Annotated in this window: 15 protein-coding genes and 1 pseudogene; 9 read left to right on the plus strand and 7 right to left on the minus strand. The window is 52.8% G+C overall.

What is annotated here, in order from left to right; translation table 11 throughout:
• Positions 1-11 precede the first annotated feature (11 nt).
• Positions 12-1,784: an ATP-binding protein gene (locus Pla144_RS15020; RefSeq protein ID WP_146451491.1), complete on the minus strand. Its 1,773-nt coding sequence runs from the start codon at positions 1,782-1,784 to the stop codon at positions 12-14.
• Positions 1,785-2,388: 604 nt separating this feature from the next.
• Between Pla144_RS15020 and Pla144_RS15025 the strand changes: the two genes are divergently transcribed.
• The 4 genes from Pla144_RS15025 (at position 2,389) to Pla144_RS15040 (ending at position 5,965) form a co-directional block, all read left to right on the plus strand.
• Complete coding sequence (locus Pla144_RS15025) at positions 2,389-3,024, plus strand: OmpH family outer membrane protein (RefSeq protein WP_146451492.1); 636 nt, start codon at positions 2,389-2,391, stop codon at positions 3,022-3,024.
• 88 nt (positions 3,025-3,112) lie between these two features.
• Positions 3,113-3,985 carry a UDP-3-O-acyl-N-acetylglucosamine deacetylase gene (gene lpxC / locus Pla144_RS15030; RefSeq protein ID WP_146451493.1) on the plus strand — a complete coding sequence of 291 codons (873 nt, stop codon included), beginning with the start codon at positions 3,113-3,115 and terminating at the stop codon, positions 3,983-3,985.
• 58 nt (positions 3,986-4,043) lie between these two features.
• A complete protein-coding gene (gene lpxA / locus Pla144_RS15035; protein ID WP_146451494.1) occupies positions 4,044-4,850 on the plus strand; it encodes an acyl-ACP--UDP-N-acetylglucosamine O-acyltransferase in 807 nt (268 codons plus the stop codon).
• Positions 4,847-5,965 carry a Gfo/Idh/MocA family protein gene (locus Pla144_RS15040; protein WP_146451495.1) on the plus strand — a complete coding sequence of 373 codons (1,119 nt, stop codon included), beginning with the start codon at positions 4,847-4,849 and terminating at the stop codon, positions 5,963-5,965. Before lpxA ends, Pla144_RS15040 begins: the two co-directional genes overlap by 4 nt.
• Positions 5,966-6,112: 147 nt before the next feature.
• On the opposite strand, the gene Pla144_RS15045 is transcribed toward Pla144_RS15040, so the two are convergent.
• The 3 genes from Pla144_RS15045 to Pla144_RS15055 all read right to left on the minus strand — a co-directional run bounded on the left by Pla144_RS15045 (position 6,113) and on the right by Pla144_RS15055 (position 9,153).
• The gene (locus Pla144_RS15045; RefSeq protein WP_197530712.1) at positions 6,113-7,075 is read right to left on the minus strand and encodes an N-acetylmuramoyl-L-alanine amidase; all 963 of its coding nucleotides are present in this window, start codon (positions 7,073-7,075) and stop codon (positions 6,113-6,115) included.
• Positions 7,076-7,279: 204 nt separating this feature from the next.
• Complete coding sequence (locus Pla144_RS15050; RefSeq protein ID WP_146451497.1) at positions 7,280-8,743, minus strand: ABC transporter permease; 1,464 nt, start codon at positions 8,741-8,743, stop codon at positions 7,280-7,282.
• Positions 8,744-8,808: 65 nt separating this feature from the next.
• Entirely contained in the window at positions 8,809-9,153 is a 345-nt protein-coding gene (locus tag Pla144_RS15055) for an acylphosphatase (RefSeq protein ID WP_231936379.1), read from the minus strand.
• A 165-nt stretch (positions 9,154-9,318) separates the two neighbouring features.
• Here Pla144_RS15055 and Pla144_RS15060 point away from each other — a divergent pair, with 165 nt between their 5' ends.
• Positions 9,319-10,446 carry a hypothetical protein gene (locus Pla144_RS15060; RefSeq protein ID WP_146451499.1) on the plus strand — a complete coding sequence of 376 codons (1,128 nt, stop codon included), beginning with the start codon at positions 9,319-9,321 and terminating at the stop codon, positions 10,444-10,446.
• 253 nt (positions 10,447-10,699) lie between these two features.
• Here the strand turns inward: Pla144_RS15060 and Pla144_RS15065 are convergent, their stop codons facing one another.
• Positions 10,700-12,061: an aspartate aminotransferase family protein gene (locus Pla144_RS15065; protein ID WP_146451500.1), complete on the minus strand. Its 1,362-nt coding sequence runs from the start codon at positions 12,059-12,061 to the stop codon at positions 10,700-10,702.
• A 200-nt stretch (positions 12,062-12,261) separates the two neighbouring features.
• Here Pla144_RS15065 and Pla144_RS15070 point away from each other — a divergent pair, with 200 nt between their 5' ends.
• Positions 12,262-13,779 (plus strand): NCS1 family nucleobase:cation symporter-1, encoded by a 1,518-nt coding sequence (locus Pla144_RS15070; protein WP_146451501.1) that lies wholly within the window; start codon positions 12,262-12,264, stop codon positions 13,777-13,779.
• A 35-nt stretch (positions 13,780-13,814) separates the two neighbouring features.
• On the opposite strand, the gene Pla144_RS15075 is transcribed toward Pla144_RS15070, so the two are convergent.
• The gene (locus tag Pla144_RS15075; RefSeq protein ID WP_146451502.1) at positions 13,815-14,780 is read right to left on the minus strand and encodes an L-threonylcarbamoyladenylate synthase; all 966 of its coding nucleotides are present in this window, start codon (positions 14,778-14,780) and stop codon (positions 13,815-13,817) included.
• A gap of 215 nt (positions 14,781-14,995) precedes the next feature.
• A complete protein-coding gene (locus tag Pla144_RS15080; RefSeq protein WP_146451503.1) occupies positions 14,996-15,865 on the minus strand; it encodes a nitrilase-related carbon-nitrogen hydrolase in 870 nt (289 codons plus the stop codon).
• Between the two features lie 240 nt (positions 15,866-16,105).
• Here Pla144_RS15080 and Pla144_RS15085 point away from each other — a divergent pair, with 240 nt between their 5' ends.
• The 3 genes and pseudogenes from Pla144_RS15085 to Pla144_RS25145 all read left to right on the plus strand — a co-directional run.
• Positions 16,106-17,617, plus strand: coding sequence for a CoA-acylating methylmalonate-semialdehyde dehydrogenase (locus Pla144_RS15085; RefSeq protein ID WP_146451504.1), 1,512 nt, complete (start codon positions 16,106-16,108; stop codon positions 17,615-17,617).
• A 160-nt stretch (positions 17,618-17,777) separates the two neighbouring features.
• Positions 17,778-18,206, plus strand: a complete 429-nt coding sequence (locus tag Pla144_RS15090; RefSeq protein WP_146451505.1) for a hypothetical protein — start codon at positions 17,778-17,780, stop codon at positions 18,204-18,206.
• A 137-nt stretch (positions 18,207-18,343) separates the two neighbouring features.
• Positions 18,344-18,550, plus strand: a pseudogene (locus Pla144_RS25145) (type II secretion system protein); the annotation flags it as partial.
• Positions 18,551-19,011: the final 461 nt, after the last annotated feature.

Genomic DNA, 19,011 nt, shown 5'->3' on the forward strand with positions numbered 1-19,011 from the left:
TGGACGATCTCCTATGTAGGTAGTCGATCCATCCCTTCTAATTCCGCCTCAAAATCGGCGATTTGCTCTTTAGAAGGCTGATTGGCCGGTAGTTCGAGTGTAAATGAACTCCCTTTGCCAGGAGTACTCTCTACCATGATTTGCCCGCCGTGCTCTTCCAATATCTTACGACTGACGGGTAGTCCGAGCCCAGTGCCGCGGCCTCCTTTGCGAGACACGAAGACGTGAAAAATAGCGTCGAGGTCATCGGGCGATATTCCAGCGCCATTGTCAGTGACCACGATTCTAGCCACCTTTTCTGCAGAGTCGTATTGCGTGCAAACGGAGACTTGGCCACCTTCAACATCGTCGCACGCGTCGATGCCATTGGTTACCACATTCAATAGCGCTCGGTGCATGGCTTCGGGATCAAATAACAAGAGTGGCATCTGATCGACGAAGTCCGCGATCAGAGAGACTTTCATCTCGCCAGCGTGGACCTGCATTAATTCTACGACATCTTTAACGAGTTCGTTGAGATCGCCGACACGAGGCTCAGGTTCGCGTTCTTTACTAAATGTGAGCATGTCCATGACTAGGGCTGAAATCCGTTCCTGGTTTCGCTCGACGATCCCCCAACCCTTGCGGATCGTATCGACCGCTTTATCGGCTTTGTCTACATTTGCAGAGTCTTCGCGTTGTAGCTTGCCATGTTCGGCGAGTCCCAATTCTATGAGATAACTGCCTCCGCGCACTCCCTGCAAGATATTCTTAATATGATGCGACAACGATGCGATCGTTTGTCCTACGGCGGCGAGCCGTTCCGCTTGCAGCATCGCTTTGTAATAAGAGGTATCTTCGACTGCCAATGCCGCCTGGTGGGCGATCGCGATCATGAGGCGAAGGTGCTCTTCGGTAAATTGATCTATTTTCCCCGCATTGAGCAACATCCGTTGCGGTGTGACCACCGTGTCGATGTAGATGACACCGACGACGTTGTAGCGTCCTTGCATGGGAACACAGATGGCCTCGCGCACTCCCAGGCTTACAATACTTTGGGTGGGATCCCACCGCTTGTCGTCGCGGGCATTGCTGGTGAGCACTCCTTCAGTGTGCTCAACGACGTAGTCCAAAATGGTCTTGCTGATCGAGATTTTTTCATCAGTGCGCACCCCTCTCCGGTGGCGACGAACTTTTGGCACAAGCTTATCTGCGTCCAAGTCATACAGCATGATGCAACCACGATCAGCGTCGACCCAATCGAATATCATATCCATGATACGGGCGAGCAATTGGTCGATGTCCATCGTATGGCTGACTGCCAGTGCCGTACGATACATGATTTGCAAATTACTGCGTGCCCGCGCAATCCATGGGCTTGAGGAGTCACTCGCATCGGGCAAGAGCCAATCGCTTCCACTAGAGTGGCTCAGGGCGGCAACGATGCGGGATCCATCGTCGGAAGCGGCTCTTGGCACGATGTCCACTTTGTCGGCGATGTCTTCGTACTGGTTTTCGACAAAGCCAGTATAGAGCAACAATGATCGACCGAATTGCAATTGGTCGCCGCTAACAAGTTCACGGTCCGTTGCGTGCTGCCCGTTGATGAAGGTGCCATTGGAACTACTGAGATCGTGGAGAACATAAGTATCGCCGCGGCGTATCAATTCCGCATGTTCACGAGAGACTTCGGTATCGTGAAGACGGATGGAATTCGCCTGAGTGCGTCCCACTGAATGGACCGCATCCTCCAACTGGAAGCGTGTTCCTTGGTCACGACCACGAATGACAAAAAGCGATGGCACTTCCCTAAATTCTCCGAGATAAAATGCTGCCCCAAGGATAAGAAGAGCCGACCAATTGCTACACGCAAACTGCTTTCCAGGCCGAATTCCGCTTGTCTGGAAATTGGAGCCCTTGCCGAGTTCTCTCAACAAGTTTGCGATGCACTCTTGCAGTAATTCTCCGGACCAGTTATTCGATTTTACGTATCTGAAGGCTTCAATGGTAGGGTTCACGATCTAAAAGTCTGCTGATAAAGGGACGAAGAATAGAGAGTCGGGTTCCGAGTGCAACGACTGGGGTGCCATTGAGGGGTAAAACCTGAGGTTGTTGAGTGTCGAGAGCCCGAGTTCCACGGACCTCGGATCAGAATGGCGTCGTGGAGAATATTAGTCGAATTCCACACACCAGCTAGCAAGATCAGAAACCTATCTAGAAACAAGTAGTTTTGATGATTTTGTGAAGATTAGGTCCTGTGCAGAAGTGCTCTTTACGTCCGGAGTAGTTCTCGGCACAATACGCCCCGCAATTTACTGACCGCCCACCCCGCTTGCCGGGCGTCGTGCCCTTGGGCGGCAACCCACTATCGTCGGTCATGGATGACCCTTTCCAGCAAGGAGTGCTGACGTGAAAGCCCTGCACCTGTTCTCAATTGTTTCGCTTGGTCTCGCTGCTCTCGCTAGCCCAACTAGTGCCCAACAAACTGGTCCCAGCGCGAATTCTGCGCGTTATGGCTACGGTGTCGTCGACGTGACGTACATTTTCAAGCACTACCAGCGATTCACCACATCAATGGAAAATATGAAAAAGGAAATGGAGTCGGCAGACGGACAAATCAAGACAGAGCGAGACGCGATCGTCGAGAAGGAACGAGCACGTGAGCAGTACAATCCTGGCGCTCCCGAATTTAAGCAGATCGACGAAGAGATTGCACGCCTCAAGGCAGAATTTCAGCTGAAGGCCGGCAAGATTCGCCGCGACTTCCTTGAGCGCGAGGCTCAGGTTTATTATCAAACCTATCAAGAAGTAAGCAACGCGGTTCAGTACTATGCCCAGCAACACAACATCGGCATGGTGTTGCGGTTCAACGGAGATGCGATCGACCCTAATAATCGCGAAGATATTCTGAGAGCAATAAATAAGCCAGTTGTCTTCCAAAACAACGTGGACATCACTCCCGATGTATTGGCCCTGTTGAATCGCGGTGGAACTCCAGGTGGTACTTTGCCAGCAGCCAGCGCTGGTGCAGCTACCAAGTATTGATCAATGGTAGAAAGTTCGACCGCCCGTTCAGTGGCGGTCGAACGCTTTCTTCCGCCACAACTATGCAGGTACCTGTGGTTGCTTAGCCATGAACCCTAGTCGCTTACAACGCACGATTCGCCATCCGATTGTCATCTCTGGCTTTGGCTATTGGAGCGGCGAAGATGTGCGGGTCGAATTTCGACCTGCACCTGTCGGAGCAGGCATTGCGTTTGTACGCGATGATTTAGGGCCTGCGGCACGCGTGCCGGCCAGATGCGAGTATCGAATTGAAATACCTCGCCGCACCTGCCTGAAGAAGGACATGGTCCAAGTGGATATGGTCGAACACATCCTTGCCGCCCTGGCGGGGATGCAGATCGATAACTGCGAAGTGGGTGTCGATCAATGCGAAATGCCAGGGTGCGATGGCTCAGCAAAGGAATTTGTGGCTGCACTGGAAACAGTCGGCTCGGTTCCTCAAGAATCTGAAGTAAAGCAACTCATTGTCACAGATCATTTTAGGCTAACAGAAGGAGATAGTTGGATAGAGGCCCATCCTTCAGCGTGTGGCTTTTACAACGTATCTTTCACCCTCGATTATCCCCAGGATGACGCCATCGGATATCAGCAATTTCAAGCGGATGTCACTCCGGATAATTTTTTTGAAGACATTGCTCCCAGCAGAACTTTTATCCTCCAAAGAGAAGCAGATGAATTACTGAAGCAAGGTCTTTGCAAACGAGTCGATCTAAACGACCTGCTGATTTTTGGGAATCGTGGCCTCATGAACAACAAGTTGCGATTTCCCAACGAATGTGCCCGACATAAGGCATTGGATGTGATCGGGGACTTGGCACTGACCGGACAAGAGATTGTAGGAAATATTTCTGCTTACAGAAGTGGTCATCGCTTGAACGCCAAGTTTGCACAACAGTTGGCGGCACGATTTGCGGAACCCTTGCTGAAAGCAACTGCATGAACAGGCGGAAACCAAAGAGTCGCATTTTCCCAGTAGGCCGAATTACGAGAATTGAGCAATGGCAATAACTATCGCAGCAAACGCCTGGATTGATCCCCGGGCCGAAGTCGACAAAGAAGTCGAAATCGGGCCGTTTTGCATGATCGGTCCAGGGGCCAAGATTGGCAAAGGCACCCGCTTGCTCAACAACGTGACCGTAATGGGGAATGTTACGCTTGGGAGAAATAATCTTGTCTACCCCAACGTTGTGTTGGGTGCAGAGCCGCAAGACATTAGCTACTCGGGTGGAGATACCTGCGTCGAAATCGGCAATGGAAACACTTTTCGCGAAGGTGTGACCGTCAATCGTGGTACCGAAAAGGAAGATGGAATCACTCGGATTGGTAACAACAATTTCCTCATGGGTAATGTTCACGTCGCTCATGATTGCAAACTGGGCGACAACATCATCATTGCAAACGGCACGTTATTAGCGGGCCATGTTCACGTACAGGACTACGCCTCGATTTCAGGTGGATGTGCGATTCACCATTTTGTCACCGTGGGGAGTTACAGCTTTCTGGCGGGCCTAAGTCGTGCCTTGCACGATGTTCCTCCCTACATGCTTGCTGAAGGAATCGCTGCCCATCCTCGTTGCATTAACATCGTGGCACTCAAACGGCGCGAATTTTCAGCTGAGACGATCGACAGTCTGGCTGCAGCCCATCGTCTGCTCTATCGCTCGAAAGTAGGTTTGACCCACGCGCGCGAAATCCTCCGGAACAACAATCAGGAAACTCCTGAGGTGAAAAACTTGCTGAGTTTTATTGATTGCCAGCAAGAAGGCAAGCATGGCCGGGGACGTGAATTGAGGAGAGCCGCATGAGTCGTCTCAAAATTGCCGTGGTTGGTGCCGGGCACCTTGGCCGGTTTCATGCTCGAATTGCCGCGGCACTTCCCGACGCGCGTTTAGTAGCCATTGTCGACACAAACGAAGTTGCCTGTCATGAGTTGGCTGCCGAAACTGGTGCCAAGCCGCTCAACGACTTTAGGGACCTTTTTGGTTTGGTCGACGCTGCTATCGTCGCCACTCCGACCGAGTCGCATTTTGAAATTGCCCGGGAACTGCTCACCGGTGGCATCCATGTGTTGGCTGAGAAGCCCATCACAACGACCGTATCAGAGGCAGAAGAGCTGGTAGAACTTGCCCAGCGGCAACAACTCACCTTGCAAGTTGGCCATATCGAGCGGTTCAATCCTGCCTTATCTGCAATCAGGGATCGACTTCAGGACCCTAAATATATCACTACCCGACGGTTGAGCCCGTATTCGTTTCGCTCAACCGACATCGGTGTCGTTCACGATCTAATGATCCACGACATCGACGCCATACTCAGTCTGGTGAAGTCGCCAGTCACTCGGGTCGAGGCAGTAGGTATGTCCGTTCTTGGGAATTCGGAAGACATGGTCGACGCACGCTTGCATTTCTCATCGGGTTGCATCGCCAATCTGACCGCCTCGCGAGTCAGCTTTACGGCGGAGCGTTCGATGCAGGTGTTCACAGACGAATGTTGTGCAACCATCGATTTTGGTGCAAGAAAAGCCTCGCTCGTTGCCCCCACTAAAGAAATCTTGTCGCGTCAGTTTGAAGTGGACACGCTCACCAATGACCAGAAGTCCAAGCTCCGCGAGCAGATGTTCGCGGAACTGTTGATCAAGAGCGATGTTGTGATCGAAGACGCAAATGCCATGCAACTCGAACAACTCGACTTTGTCCGCGCGATCCGCACGAGCACTGAACCGCAAGTGACCGGTGTCGATGGCCGCGATGCTTTGGCAGTTGCTGAGTCGATATTGCATCAAGTCCATGCCCACAAATGGGATGGGATTGCAGGTAACCGCCAAGGTCCAATGGCTCAGCCCCACTGCGACTCGGTTCTGGATTCTGACGACTTCTGGTCAGAGGACGATACGGTCATTCTACGGCGCAAGGCTGGCTAGAGCTTGGCCCGCGGACTCATTTTCATGGGGTTGGCTCTCGGGAAGCTGTTATTTTGAGGCTGAAGGGTGAATCGCTCCGCTTTACTGAACGGGACGCAGGGCGCATCGCGACTAAAGGTAAGTGATTACCGTTGATAACGCAGGATTCTATTCATTAACCAACGCTTGGGCTCCGCCGATTACCTTGTCCCAATCGAACGCTGGGCCGGGATCGGTTTTGTTTCGTTGCACATGATAGTGGCCCAGGACGCCTTGAAAGTCTTTCCATTCTTGGTCCGTCAACACATGGGGGATTTCTTTTCCTTCAGCATCCCGCGGATACGTAAGTTGGATCTTAGGAAACACGCGAGATAGCGTGGCCGTGAGCTTGATTAGCGAATCGTATTGCTCGGGTGTGAAATCGTACTGATACAATTCTTGTCCCTGAATTGTGCCTTTGATAAGTTCCTGTCTCGCCGGCTCTCCATAGAAGGGTTTGGTACGCACGCCGATGTGCCCGACAGTGCGTGGCGGACGTAGATGCACGACGCCCTCGTCATCGGTGACATACCATTTGTCGAGCACTGAGTTTGGATCGGGGTAGGCCCCGATGCTGGCGATTTCTACACCGATCGAGCGCGAATTGGAAATCGTGGCATGCCAGGCACGCTCTTTCAGATCGAGAGTCTGGTAGATCGTGCCGTCGATATCGAGCATGAAATGCACACTCAAACCACGGCTATCGTGTAACACTTGAAAGCACCGCTCACTTGTGCCACATACATCGTAGTGCATGACGAATTGATCGACCACGTCCTGAAGCAAAGGCAAAGTCCAGCCCCCTCCGCGGACTTGTTCTAGTTGTTCAGGTGTCAAAGGCTCCTGGCGGATACCATAGCGGTTAGGGGTATCTAGTTTTGCTTCTTCCCGTGAAACGTCCCATTCGGCCTTCTCAAGGGGACTGAAGCGGCGCTCAACACGATAGGCGTCATACCCGCCAGGATCCATCCAGAGAACTACTGGAGCCGTGGTATGGAAGAACTGCCCACAGACGACGATTTCGTCTCCCGTGCGAGCATTGGGCTCACCAACTCCAACGCCAGTGGCGCTAGAGACCGCAATTGCGAGCATGCAACACGCAGAAGCAGAGAACAAAGATAAAAATCTGGAACAGGCATTGCTTCGATATCTACCAGAGTATTTCATGCGACCTTGACCACATCGTTACTAATATTATTGATAAGTGAAGTACCGACGCGTATTGTACACGCCACTGAAGGTGACGCGACACCTTTATGCGCAAGGATTTCTCGAATTGGCGAAGCAGATCGACGGCTAGGCTAAGTCGCGGTCTTCAAAGAACAGCAGTGCCAGAAGCATGGCAGCCGCGCAGTAGAGCAAACTGTAGATCAGTGCCAAAAGCAAGTACTCGGTCGGAACCGCTGAGGATCCGGCGATTGCTCCCTCTATTTCGTAGTGATCGAGCACAGGGAGCACGATTGAAATCAATCGCCCTATGAACTTGACGAATACGATCTCCCCTGCAGATGACTTGACGATCAATGGCCCAAGGTGGCCGAGGACGTAGATCGAACCGCAAATAATCAGGTTCGGAAGCATAGAGAGCCGCGTGGAAATGGCCACGCTGATTGCCGCCATTACGACGGCTTCGAAGAATGCCAGAACTAAACCCGGGACGATGCGTACCACTTCGGCAAAACACTCAGTCCAAATAGGTACGGTCTTAGCCGATTCGCGGGCGTCGTAGACGACTTTGTAGGAAACGGTTAGCAGGAAAACTGTGCCGAGGATTAAAAACATGAGCAGGATTGGCCAGACAATGCCGAGAAACTTGCCGAGGATGAATTGGCGTCGGCTCACGGGTTTGGAGAGGACGGTAAGCGCTGTACGGCCTTCGATTTCATCTGCGACCGACACACTGGCTGTCCATAGAGCAAAAATAATTGCTAAGACTTTGATCGTTGCCATGCCCGAAGTCTTGAGCATTTTGACATCTTCGCCAAACGTGTTGTAGGGCACATAAACATACAACAACAAGGCGGCAATACCGATTACAGTCAGTAGCATGAACAGGGGCTGGGAAATGGCTTCCTTGGAGGTAGCAGCGGCGATGATGGCGGCCTTGGGGGCGACCAGATTAATCAAGAGATATCCCAGGTAGAGTCCCACCACGCTCAGGGCAGCCACACGTAGATAGTGGACTTCGGGCATGGCGACATCACTGGTGAAGATCACCGTCAGTTCGCTTGGCAGATCGGTTTCATTGGTGAAGTAAAGGGTCTCGACTTCCTCCTCGAAAGAGCGGGGCAAACTGCTGCCGGGGGACCAAATATAGAGCTGATTCCCCTCGATTTGCACAACCGGTTCGATGTATCCCTTTCCTTTTTCCGTATTCACCGCCAAGTCCTGCTCGCTAACAAACGAGTAGCTCTGCAGTTCTTCCGGACGAAAAGAGATTTCCAGGGGAAAGTCAGGCGTATTGGCTGGAATTGTGGCGGTGACCTCTACCTGGCCCACAGCGGTCATTCGTTTCAATGAGTCCAGTACCTCGCTGACGTTCATTGTGGGAGTCGCCAACAAGGCCAAAACTCCCAAGATGGCCAACGTATAGGTCACCGGCAGAAGAATCCCTTCCCGAATTGAACTGAGTACACCTGCGGCGGCCCGCCGATTCACCAGAAAAAGGATTCCCCATAACGCGATCAGGATCACCAAGCCAGCAGTGGTACCAAGTGAAAGAAGCCAGATGGGTTTGAGCCAGATAGAGAGATTTGACATGGAGATATTTTAATCGAAAGGAAAGTTGAATAACTAGGTGACCTGGAGACACTAAGTGGATTTAACTAATGGCGGATCCTGAAGGCATGAAATTCACCCGTCGCAGGACGACGGTCGACAGCAGTGCTACGAATGCTATTGGCCAGACGTTCGCCCACTTCCTGCAAAAAGGCCTGCAATTCTGCTGAATTGCCCTCTGCGACCAGCTCCACACGACCATCAGGGAGGTTTTGGACAAAACCGGTGACTGCAAATCCCTTCGCAATTCTCTGCGTGGAATAGCGAAATCCCACCCCCTGCACACGGCCAGAGAAGAACACATGGCGTCTTTCGTGATCCATGCCCCCATCCCTTATTACTCCAAGTCCACCTATGGTCCAAAGCTGTAAGAACTCCAATATAGCTGGCATATAGTACGACTTCCAGGCGGCAGGACGACCCAGGGCCATCTTGACCGCAAAAGTCGCTTTTCGTAGCCTCTCCCCACAATGGTTTTGAAATACCAACTCCGAATAGCCATGCGCTCAACTCCCAGTTGGAGCCCCCTAACGGTAGGCCTGGTTTCAATGTTGCTCATGGGTGCAACCATTGTTGCTGAATCGGCGGCTTCACCGCCCCAACAGGGTCTGCTGGTACTCAACAACGGTAGCATCCTTGAAGGTGTCGTCAGTGAGGAAGAAGAGCATTTCCGCGTGATGCTTCCGAACGGCGAGCTTCTGGTTCGGACAACAGAGGTGGATTTTTTTTGTCACAACATCAAGGAGGCCTACTACCACCGTCGCGAACGCCATGGGGGGACCACGGCGGATTCGCACCTTGAAGTGGTTCGGTGGTGCCTGCAGCATGGTTTACTAGATCAAGCTGAAGCCGAGCTTGAAGAGGCCAGCAGTCTAGAACCTCGTCATCGATTGCTAGAGGTTTTTGCTCGACAGATTGAACACTTCCGCGCGGCCGAAACTCAGACCCAATCGCCAACGAAGATTATGCTTGCTGAGCCGGAGCCACTTCAACTTGTATCAAATGAAACAGACATCCCTCTCACGCCAGAAATCCCTCAATGGGCACGAGTCGAATTTGTAAGGCGTATCCAACCGATGTTAGTTCACACATGCGCTACCGGTGGTTGCCATGTTCCCGGCTCCAAGCAAAGAATGCTAATAGATCGCGAGGCGCTTGCGGGCATAGGGAGCCCCGAACTGATTCAGCAAAATCTGGACTCCGTGGTGCGAATGATTAGCACTAGTGACTCAGATGAGAGCCTATTAATTACCAAAGGAACGTCCGTTCACGGTTTATCCCCAAGAGCGCAATCGAAGGCATTCACACCTCGCCAAGTAGCCATTTTGCGTGCTTGGCTCACGCAACTCACGGATGAGCAACTAGGGGAGACATCGACTACTGTCGATACGGCAATCAAGCGCGATGCAGCAAGTGAGAATTCTGTCGCAGTGCAGCAGGTTGTCAACGGTGCCGATCCGAGCCGTTACATGGCAAAAGATCCCTTTGATCCCAAGTTGTTCAATCGAGAATATGCTGAACAGGCAGAAGGACCTCGAACTTATGATCCAATTCCGTCGGCTACTGATTCACAATCGGATCTCCCACCTCAGGAAGCTGCTGAACTCCCCCGTATAGAGGCGGTTGATAGCCACCTGACAGAACCGAGCCAGCCCGCCCGTGGACGTGTGAATAAGGTCCATTGAGGACCGGCGGCACATTGTCAGGATAGCTGCAACACATTTTGCAGCCCGCACAAGCCAGCAGCGCAATAAGCGCAGCGACAGATTTCATACGAGACATGGCGCTAGTTCCCCCCTAAAAGCCATGAGCCAACAATGCGCATAGGCTGCGCATCAAAACAAGATATCATTAAGACCATCGACATTTTGGGCCGTAGGCGCTCAGAATATTGATGAGGTGCTAGCAGTAAGAGGCCTGCGATGCATTGCATCGTGGTTATGGCGTTCTAACTGTGCTGAGCACTTCGTCAAGGCAATCCACCATGAAATTGGCATCGTCCTTAGTGATGCACATCGGGGGTTTGATACGCAGGGTGTTGCCAAACAGGCCCCCCTTGCCGATGATCAGGCCGCGATTCTTGCATTGTTCCATCACGGCGGCGGCTTCCGTGTTAGCTGGCTCCTTGGTCTTACGATCTCGCACTAACTCCACGCCGAGCATCAGTCCCAGGCCCCGGACTTCGCCGATGAGGGGCTGCGTTTCCTGAAGTTCTAAGAGTCGGTTTTTGAGGTGAGTACCTACCTCGAGTGCGTTCTGTTGGATATTCTCTTCGTCGATCACCTCCAACGTAGCAAGTCCTTGGGTCATGCTGATTGGGTTGCCGCCAAAAGTATTGAAGTGAATGCGGTTTTTCATTACCTCGGAGATTGGCTCGGTCGTTGTAAAACCTCCCAGTGGAATGCCGTTGCCGATACCCTTGGCCATAGAGATTCCGTCAGGCACCACATCGTAATTCTGATGCGACCAATAGTGATGCCCCGTGCGGCCGAATCCTCCCTGCACTTCGTCGGCAAAGCATAGGCCGCCATGTTGACGGACGATCTCGTACACAACCTTGAAGAAATCCTTTGGTGGCGTCACCGTGCCGCCGACTCCTTGAATCGGCTCACCGATGAAGCAGGCGATCTCACCGGGAGACTGATACTGAATCACATTCTTGACGTCGTAAGCGCACTTAAGATCGCAGGAAGGATACTCCAAATCATAGGGACAGCGATAACAGTAGCCAGGGTTCGTGTGCAGCACGTTAAGCTGCGGATTGGATTTGAACTTCCAAGTGCCATGGGCTGTAAGGCCCATAGGAATCGAGGTGCCGCCGTGATAGCCGTTGCGCAGGGCGATGACTGGTTCGTTGCCGGTGTACTCGCGGGCCGAGAGGATGGCCACTTCATTTGCTTCGCTGCCGCTGTTGGTGAAGTAGCTCCGCGATAGACCCTCGGGCATCTTGCCCGCCAATTTCTCAGCAAACTGGGCTATGGCCGGGTGCAGATAGATGGTGGTTGTATGCTGAAGTCGCCCGGTTTGTTCGCGGACCTTCTCGACAACTTTTGGATGACAATGTCCAACGCTCACTGTGACGATCCCGGCAAAGCCGTCCAAGTACCGCTTTCCCGACTCGTCCCAGAGGTATTGCATATTCCCCTCGACGATCATGAGGGGGTCCTGGTAATAAGTCAGCACGCCGGGCGAAACATACTGGTGACGAAGGGCGATGACTTCGTCGCGCGAAGGACCGTCGTAGGCAGTGGGAGTATGGTTGCAGATGGGTAGTTCCAGATTGCTGTTGGTGGCACTCATAGCGTTTCCTCAGAGAGCGTGCGGACAAGAGGGATATTTCTGCTCCAATTCTAGCGACTGCCATTGACCCTGCCCAGCACAGTGAATTAACTGGAGAGACTCGCGGGGTCAGCTTTGAGAAAACCCCATAATCGAAACTTTTTTCCTCAATTACTAATTTTCGTGGATACTTACTAACTCTTCGATTCGGGGATAACAATATGGCCAATAAATCTGCTAGCCCGGTAGCCTTCCACGATGGGATTCATGAGCTCACGACGGATCTATCGACTTCTCCCTACTACAGCGAAGACATGGCCCCGGTGCCACGCTCGGGGCGAAGATGGTCAACACGCGACATGGCAGTGTTGTGGATCTCGATGTCGGCATGTGTGCCGACGTACATGCTTGCCTCGGGCATGATCGAGGAAGGGATGAATTGGTGGCAAGCGATCCTCACGATTTTTCTTGGCAATGTCATTGTGCTCGTTCCCATGATACTTAATGCCCATGCCGGCACGAAGTATGGCATCCCATTTCCTGTCTACTGCCGGCCTTCGTTTGGAATTCTGGGGGCCAACGTGCCCGCATTGCTGCGGGCGCTGGTCGCCTGCGGATGGTTTGGCATTCAAGCCTGGATTGGTGGAGCCGCGATTTATCAGATCATGGTCGCGTTTGTGCCCGCATGGGGTTCGTTGGAAAATCTCCCAATCATCGATATCAATCTAGCCGAGGTTGTCTGTTTCTTTTTGTTTTGGGCCATCAATATGTGGGTGATTTACATGGGAGTGGAATCGATTCGAGTTCTATTGAACATAAAAGCACCGCTATTGATTGGGCTGGGCCTTGCGCTGTTGGCCTGGGCATACGTCGAGGCAAATGGTTTTGGAACTATGCTTTCTAAGCCATCTGCATTCGAAATCGGCGGTGCGAAAGCTGGTGAGTTTTGGCCCTTTTTCTTTGCTTCTCTGACGGCGAATGTAGGTTTTTGGGCCACGCTTTCGCTGAACATCCCCGACTTTAGCCGCTATGCCTATTCACAGCGGGATCAAGCACTCGGCCAGGCATTAGGCCTTCCAACCACGATGGCCCTCTTTTCGTTCATCGGGATAGCCGTCACCGGGGCAACAGCGGTCATCTATGGCGAAACCATCTGGGACCCCGTCATCTTGCTCACAAAATTCTCCAACCCCGTTGTGCTCGTCGTAGCGATGTTGTCGCTTTGCATCGCCACGCTCGCCACCAATATCGCTGCCAACGTGGTTAGTCCGGCCAACGATTTTGCCCATCTCGCCCCACGCTGGATTTCTTTTCGCACCGGTGGATTCATCACGGGGCTGATCGGCATTCTGATGCAACCATGGAAACTCATTGCCGACCCTTCGGGTTATATCTTTCGCTGGCTGGTCGCATACTCGGCCCTTTTAGGTGCCGTGGGAGGAGTCCTGCTGGCGGATTATTTGGTGTTGCGAAAGACTCAACTTGATCTCGCAGGTCTTTACCGCCGCGAAGGACCGTACTGGTACCAGGGTGGATTCAATCCACTGGCGATTATTGCGATGCTTCTCGGCATCGCGCCTTGCGTACCAGGATTCCTTGCTGCTGTATCCGACAAGTGGAAGGAGTCAATTCCTCCATTCTGGGCCGATCTGTACCACTACGCTTGGTTCATCAGCTTCGGCCTATCGTTTGTAGCCTATCTGGTGCTGATGAAAGTTAAAGCTACTAGTATGGCATAAGGTTAAGCAAAAAAAGGGGGACAGGTTTTTCGAGTTCAAGAGACGGCTGCGCGCCTGAGGCGGTCCATGATTGCGCGGCCAAGTTCGACTTCGGGGACGGGTTGGGCAACGATGATGTCTAAGCCGAGTGCATCGAGTCGACGCATTGCTGCGAAGAGATTGACCGCTGCCTCACGGAGACAGCCTTGTTCGGAAAGCACTTCGATCGCCGCAAACCCAGCAGTGAAATGCGGACGTTGGAAGCTCATTAGTCCCACCTTCAGTTTGTCGTTCGCCGAGACTATTTTCTCACTATCTGCTGAAAGGATGAGTGGAGTAGCGGGTGAATAGTGGCGTGACAATTGGCCGGGGGAAGTTGGTCGAGAAGATACAAGTGTGGGGACTTCAATTGGCCCGATGATTTCTTCAAGCTTTTCCAGCGTAACCCCGCCGGGGCGAAGCAACATGGGGCGTCCATCCTGTGAATCCACGAAGGAGACCACGGTGGATTCTACTCCGATACGGCAGGGCCCGTCGTCAAGCACTATGGGCAATTGATCTCCAAACTGTTCGATGACGTGTGTGGCAGTTGTCGGACTGATCATGCCGAACCGATTCGCGCTTGGAGCGGCGAGGGGGACACCAGCCGAGCGGATCAGTTTCCGAGCAATTTCGTGATCGGGACAGCGAATGGCGAAACTTGACAACCCTGCGGTCACGATGTCGGGAACCTGAGGTTGTTTTTTCAGCACCAATGACAATGGTCCCGGCCAGAAATGCTCGATCAATTCCAACGCCTGCGCAGGAACTTCCCGAGCCAATTTGGTGAGTTGAGAAGCATCCGCGATGTGTGAGATCAACGGGTCGAACTGAGGTCGACATTTTAATTCGAATACCTGCGCGACTGCCGTTGCGTCGAGTGCATTCGCAGCCAGTCCGTAAACAGTCTCGGTTGGAAAAGCTACCAGTCCTCCGGCGCGAATTGTGTTGGCTGCATCAGCGATGTCTTGAGCTGTCACCATTTTGCATTTTCCGCTCCTGCTATGTGTACACTGCTTGAGGAGAGTTCTGCTGACGATATGACAAGATCGAGGATTCGATCTGTCAGTGGAACCACTAAGCACCTACCATTAAGTGAAAAGGCAGGTGAATCGAATGGCAGCAAAGCAATTCCACACCAACTTCTTATGCCGCCAAAATTATCCAACTCGCGTGACTATTCGGGAGGTTGAGAGCATCACCCCGCCACGATCTCATCATAGCTATCCGGTCGCCGGTCGCGGAAGAATTGCCAGGTGTTGCGGACTTCGCGGATCTGGTCCAGGTCCATGTCTGCGATTACGATGGCATCGCCTGAACGGTCGGCTTGGGCGATGAATTGACCACGCGGATCACAGAAATAACTCTGGCCGTAAAACTCGCCGATCCGCCATGGCTCTTCAAAGCCCGGACGATTGATGGCACCGACAAAATACTGGTTGGCGACCGCATGGGCTGGCTGTTCGATCTTCCACAAGTATTCGCTGAGTCCTGCGACAGTGGCCGAGGGGTTGAACACAATCTCGGCGCCATTGAGCCCCAGGCAGCGGGCTCCTTCGGGGAAGTGGCGATCGTAGCAAATATAGACGCCGACTCTGCCCACCTTGGTTTCGAAGACCGGATATCCCAAGTTGCCGGGACGGAAATAGAATTTTTCCCAAAAGCCTGGGTTGCAATGCGGGATGTGCATCTTGCGGAACTTGCCGAGATACTCGCCCGTCGAGTCGATCACCGAGGCCGTGTTGTAATACACGCCCGTGAGATCCTCTTCGTACATCGGTACGACAATGACCAACTGGTGCTTTTTGGCAAGCTCCTGCATGAGCTTGGTCGTTGGTCCATCGGGCACGCGCTCGGTAAGTTCATACCATTTAGGATCCTGCTCGGCACAGAAATAGGGGCCGTAGAATAGCTCCTGCATACAGACCACCTCAGCACCTTTATCGGCGGCCTGCGCAAGTAGTTCGACATGCTTGTCGATCATCGCCTGCTTTACTTTTTCGACGCCGGAAGTGACTGGCTCACACAAAGTCGCCTGAATTAAGGCACCGCGGACATTTCTGGGCATCGGATGCGTCCTCTATATATAAACTGTCAAAAAATCTGGCCTGAGATAGTCACCACCAACTGCGAGTTAGCAGCGAAAGTCTGTCGTACACCTGTGTGAATCATGCGTACTAAGGTATGATAGCTGTTGAAAAACCCACTGACTACTACCCTTTCAAGGTTATCTATTGCATCTACCCGCAAGCGACTTGGCGGGAAAAATGATCCAACCTTATCAGTCCATTCATGCAGAGGTGCACTTATGTCAAGCGTTGCAGACGCCAACATTCCAATCGTACCGGTTCTTTCTGCCGGCAATTGGCACAAACACTCCAAGAATTCGGGGGGGGATGTCTACAATCCCTCCACCGGTCAGGTGATCGCTCGTGTGCCGTTTTGCACTCCAGACGAAACGGCTGCCGTCGTCTCTGCCGCCGTAGAAGCATTGCCTGCGTGGAGCGAGACGCCTGCCGTGGAGCGAGCTCGGGTGATGTTTCGCTTCCGCGACCTGGTTGCACAGCATTTTGAAGAACTTGCCGCGCTGGTTACTCGCGAACATGGCAAGACGCTCCCCGAGTCCCGGGCCGAGGTGCAACGCGGAATGGAGATGATTGAGTTCGCGTGCAGTGTTCCAACAATGTTGATGGGAGACACGCTGCCCAATATCGCTGCGAGTGTTGATGCTGAAACCATGCGGCATCCAGTTGGCGTATGTGTCGGCATCACTCCGTACAATTTTCCTTTCATGGTTCCGCTGTGGATGTTTCCGGTAGCCATTGCTTGCGGAAACACATTTGTACTCAAGCCATCAGAGAAGGTGCCGCTCTCTTCGGTACGGCTGGGAGAGCTGCTAACCGAAGCAGGACTTCCAAAGGGTGTGTTTAATATCGTGCATGGTGATCGCCATTGCGTCGATGTGCTGTTAACTCACCCCAAGGTCGCCGCGATTTCTTTTGTCGGTTCGACTGCGATCGCAAAGCACATTTACGAAACGGGCACGAAGAATGGAAAACGAGTCCAGGCCGCAGGCGGGGCAAAGAACCATTTAATCATCATGCCCGATGCTGATCTTGATCAATCGGTGAAAGCCCTCTCAGCGTCAGCCTACGGCTGCGCTGGCCAGCGCTGTATGGCTGGTAGCGTGGCGGTGGCTGTTGGCTCCGTTGCCGATCCACTTGTAGAAGGTTTGTGTGATCACGCAGGTGGCTTCCGGGTGGGTCCCACCGATGGCAATGAAAGCGTCGACATGGGCCCACTAATTCGCCGCGAGCACTTGGACCGCGTAGCCGGATATCTTGACATCGCTGCGACCGATGGCGCTCGCGTGGCCCTCGATGGTCGCCGCGAATTCGACGGCGAAGGGTTTCTCCTCGGTCCCAGTGTGTTAGATCAAGTGGAACCCTCCATGCGAGTTGCTCAGGAAGAAATCTTTGGCCCTGTACTCTCAGTAATCCGTGTGAAGGATTTGGAGAGCGCACTCGAGGTAGGACGCGATTGTCCCTATGGCAACGGGGCGTCGATCTTTACGTCAAGTGGTTACGCGGCCCGACAGTTCAAACAGCACTTCAATGCTGGGATGATCGGCATCAATGTCGGCGTGCCTGCCCCGATGGCTTGGTTTCCGTTTACGGGCTGGAATCAATCCTTCTTCGGCGACCTGCACATCCAGGGAACTGAGAGTGTGCATTTCTATACACGGCAGAAGATGACCCTGACCCGCTGGTTTGCGTCGGCAGAGGAGTCGCACCATGATCCGGTGTGGAAAACCAATTAAAGACCCATGCCAAAACCCCGGATTACACAGAGGGGGCTAACGGTTTTGTTTGTTGCTGTTGGATCGGTGGATGACTTCTCATGAGATTGTGGATTGGGGCCGTTTGTCAGACTATTAAATTGCTTGACCTCTGGGTTTCTCGCCTCTATAGTAGGCTGTTATGAGAAGGCAAGCTTTACATCAGCAACTCCCTTTAGTCGCTTTGCTGCTCTTGGCAGTTTATGGCTGCGCGGGTGTGTTGGGCTACGGTTTGCACTCTCTGTGGGGCTGTGGACACTGCCATGACGGAGTTTGCCATCAATCGGCAGATTCTTCCTCATTTGATGGTTTCCTTGCTCACGAGAATCACCATTCGCCATCTTACCTCTGCTCCAATTCGCAAAGCGAGCAAGAGGACCAGACTCAGCTAGTCCTCGCTGAGGAAGATTGCCCTATCTGTGCCTTTTTAGTTCAGGCTCAATCGCAATTTGTCTTTCAAGTAACAAGTGACTGTGTGGATGTCATTCCTACGATTCCACCGGCTCTTTTCGCGTCCTACAATTCCCCGCTCTTGGGGACACATCCCGGCCGGGGACCTCCAGCCTGCTAATTCTTAAGGGCGCAGTTTTGCTTTCTGCCAGAGAGCAGTTTCTATGCCCGTTGTTTCTGTGAACTGCTGCGCACTTTTATGTGCGTTGTGATTCGATTCTTTCCAGAAAATTGCTTTAGCGTTCAAGAGGTGAACTCATGCGCGCGCGTTCGGGATTTACCCTGGTAGAACTCTTGGTGGTGATCGCCATAATCGGAGTATTGATTGGCCTGCTGCTACCGGCCGTGCAGGCCGCGCGAGCGGCTGCCAGGCGAACTCACTGCTCAAATAATATGCGCCAGATTGGATTGGCGATCCACCAATTCGCCAATGCCCATGACGGCGGACTTCCCGTCGTGCAAGGACATGGCTTTGGAGAGAAACAATCCTGGATTTATACGCTGGCCCCACACCTGGAGAGCGTTGATTCGATTCGTATCTGTCCAGAAGATCCGCGAGGAGAGGAGCGGTTGCGAGACCGTGAAACCAGTTATGTGTTCAACGGATTTCTGGCAGTCGACATCGAGGTCGAGGGTTTCGAGCCAGTAAGAAACCTCTGGGATATCGCGGAAACTTCTCGCGCTATTCTGATGTTCGAGGCCAGTGAGATGGTTGTTGTCGATCACACGCACACTTGGAATTGGTTCAACTGGTACAACGTCCACTATCGCACAGCCGACGAACCACTCGTTTGGAATGCGTTCTCGGCCGAAGTCGCTGCCGAGCGACATCCAGGCAACATCGCCAATTATCTCTACGGCGACGGCCATGTCTCAGCGGTCCCAGCACAAGAAGTTCGCCAGTGGTGCGCTGAGGAAACTGAGCA

The sequence above is a fragment of the Bythopirellula polymerisocia genome (assembly GCF_007860015.1).
In the GTDB taxonomy this organism is placed as follows: Bacteria; Planctomycetota; Planctomycetia; order Pirellulales; family Lacipirellulaceae; genus Bythopirellula; species Bythopirellula polymerisocia.

Excerpts from the sequence above, each read along its gene's own strand:
- lpxC (WP_146451493.1), top strand. The coding sequence starts at position 3,113 with ATGAACCCTAGTCGCTTACAACGCACGATTCGCCATCCGATTGTCATC.
- lpxA (WP_146451494.1), top strand. The coding sequence starts at position 4,044 with ATGGCAATAACTATCGCAGCAAACGCCTGGATTGATCCCCGGGCCGAA.
- Pla144_RS15040 (WP_146451495.1), top strand. The coding sequence starts at position 4,847 with ATGAGTCGTCTCAAAATTGCCGTGGTTGGTGCCGGGCACCTTGGCCGG.
- Pla144_RS15045 (WP_197530712.1), bottom strand. The coding sequence starts at position 7,075 with ATGCTCGCAATTGCGGTCTCTAGCGCCACTGGCGTTGGAGTTGGTGAG.
- Pla144_RS15050 (WP_146451497.1), bottom strand. The coding sequence starts at position 8,743 with ATGTCAAATCTCTCTATCTGGCTCAAACCCATCTGGCTTCTTTCACTT.
- Pla144_RS15055 (WP_231936379.1), bottom strand. The coding sequence starts at position 9,153 with ATGCCAGCTATATTGGAGTTCTTACAGCTTTGGACCATAGGTGGACTT.
- Pla144_RS15060 (WP_146451499.1), top strand. The coding sequence starts at position 9,319 with ATGGGTGCAACCATTGTTGCTGAATCGGCGGCTTCACCGCCCCAACAG.
- Pla144_RS15065 (WP_146451500.1), bottom strand. The coding sequence starts at position 12,061 with ATGAGTGCCACCAACAGCAATCTGGAACTACCCATCTGCAACCATACT.
- Pla144_RS15070 (WP_146451501.1), top strand. The coding sequence starts at position 12,262 with ATGGCCAATAAATCTGCTAGCCCGGTAGCCTTCCACGATGGGATTCAT.
- Pla144_RS15075 (WP_146451502.1), bottom strand. The coding sequence starts at position 14,780 with ATGGTGACAGCTCAAGACATCGCTGATGCAGCCAACACAATTCGCGCC.
- Pla144_RS15080 (WP_146451503.1), bottom strand. The coding sequence starts at position 15,865 with ATGCCCAGAAATGTCCGCGGTGCCTTAATTCAGGCGACTTTGTGTGAG.
- Pla144_RS15085 (WP_146451504.1), top strand. The coding sequence starts at position 16,106 with ATGTCAAGCGTTGCAGACGCCAACATTCCAATCGTACCGGTTCTTTCT.
- Pla144_RS15090 (WP_146451505.1), top strand. The coding sequence starts at position 17,778 with ATGAGAAGGCAAGCTTTACATCAGCAACTCCCTTTAGTCGCTTTGCTG.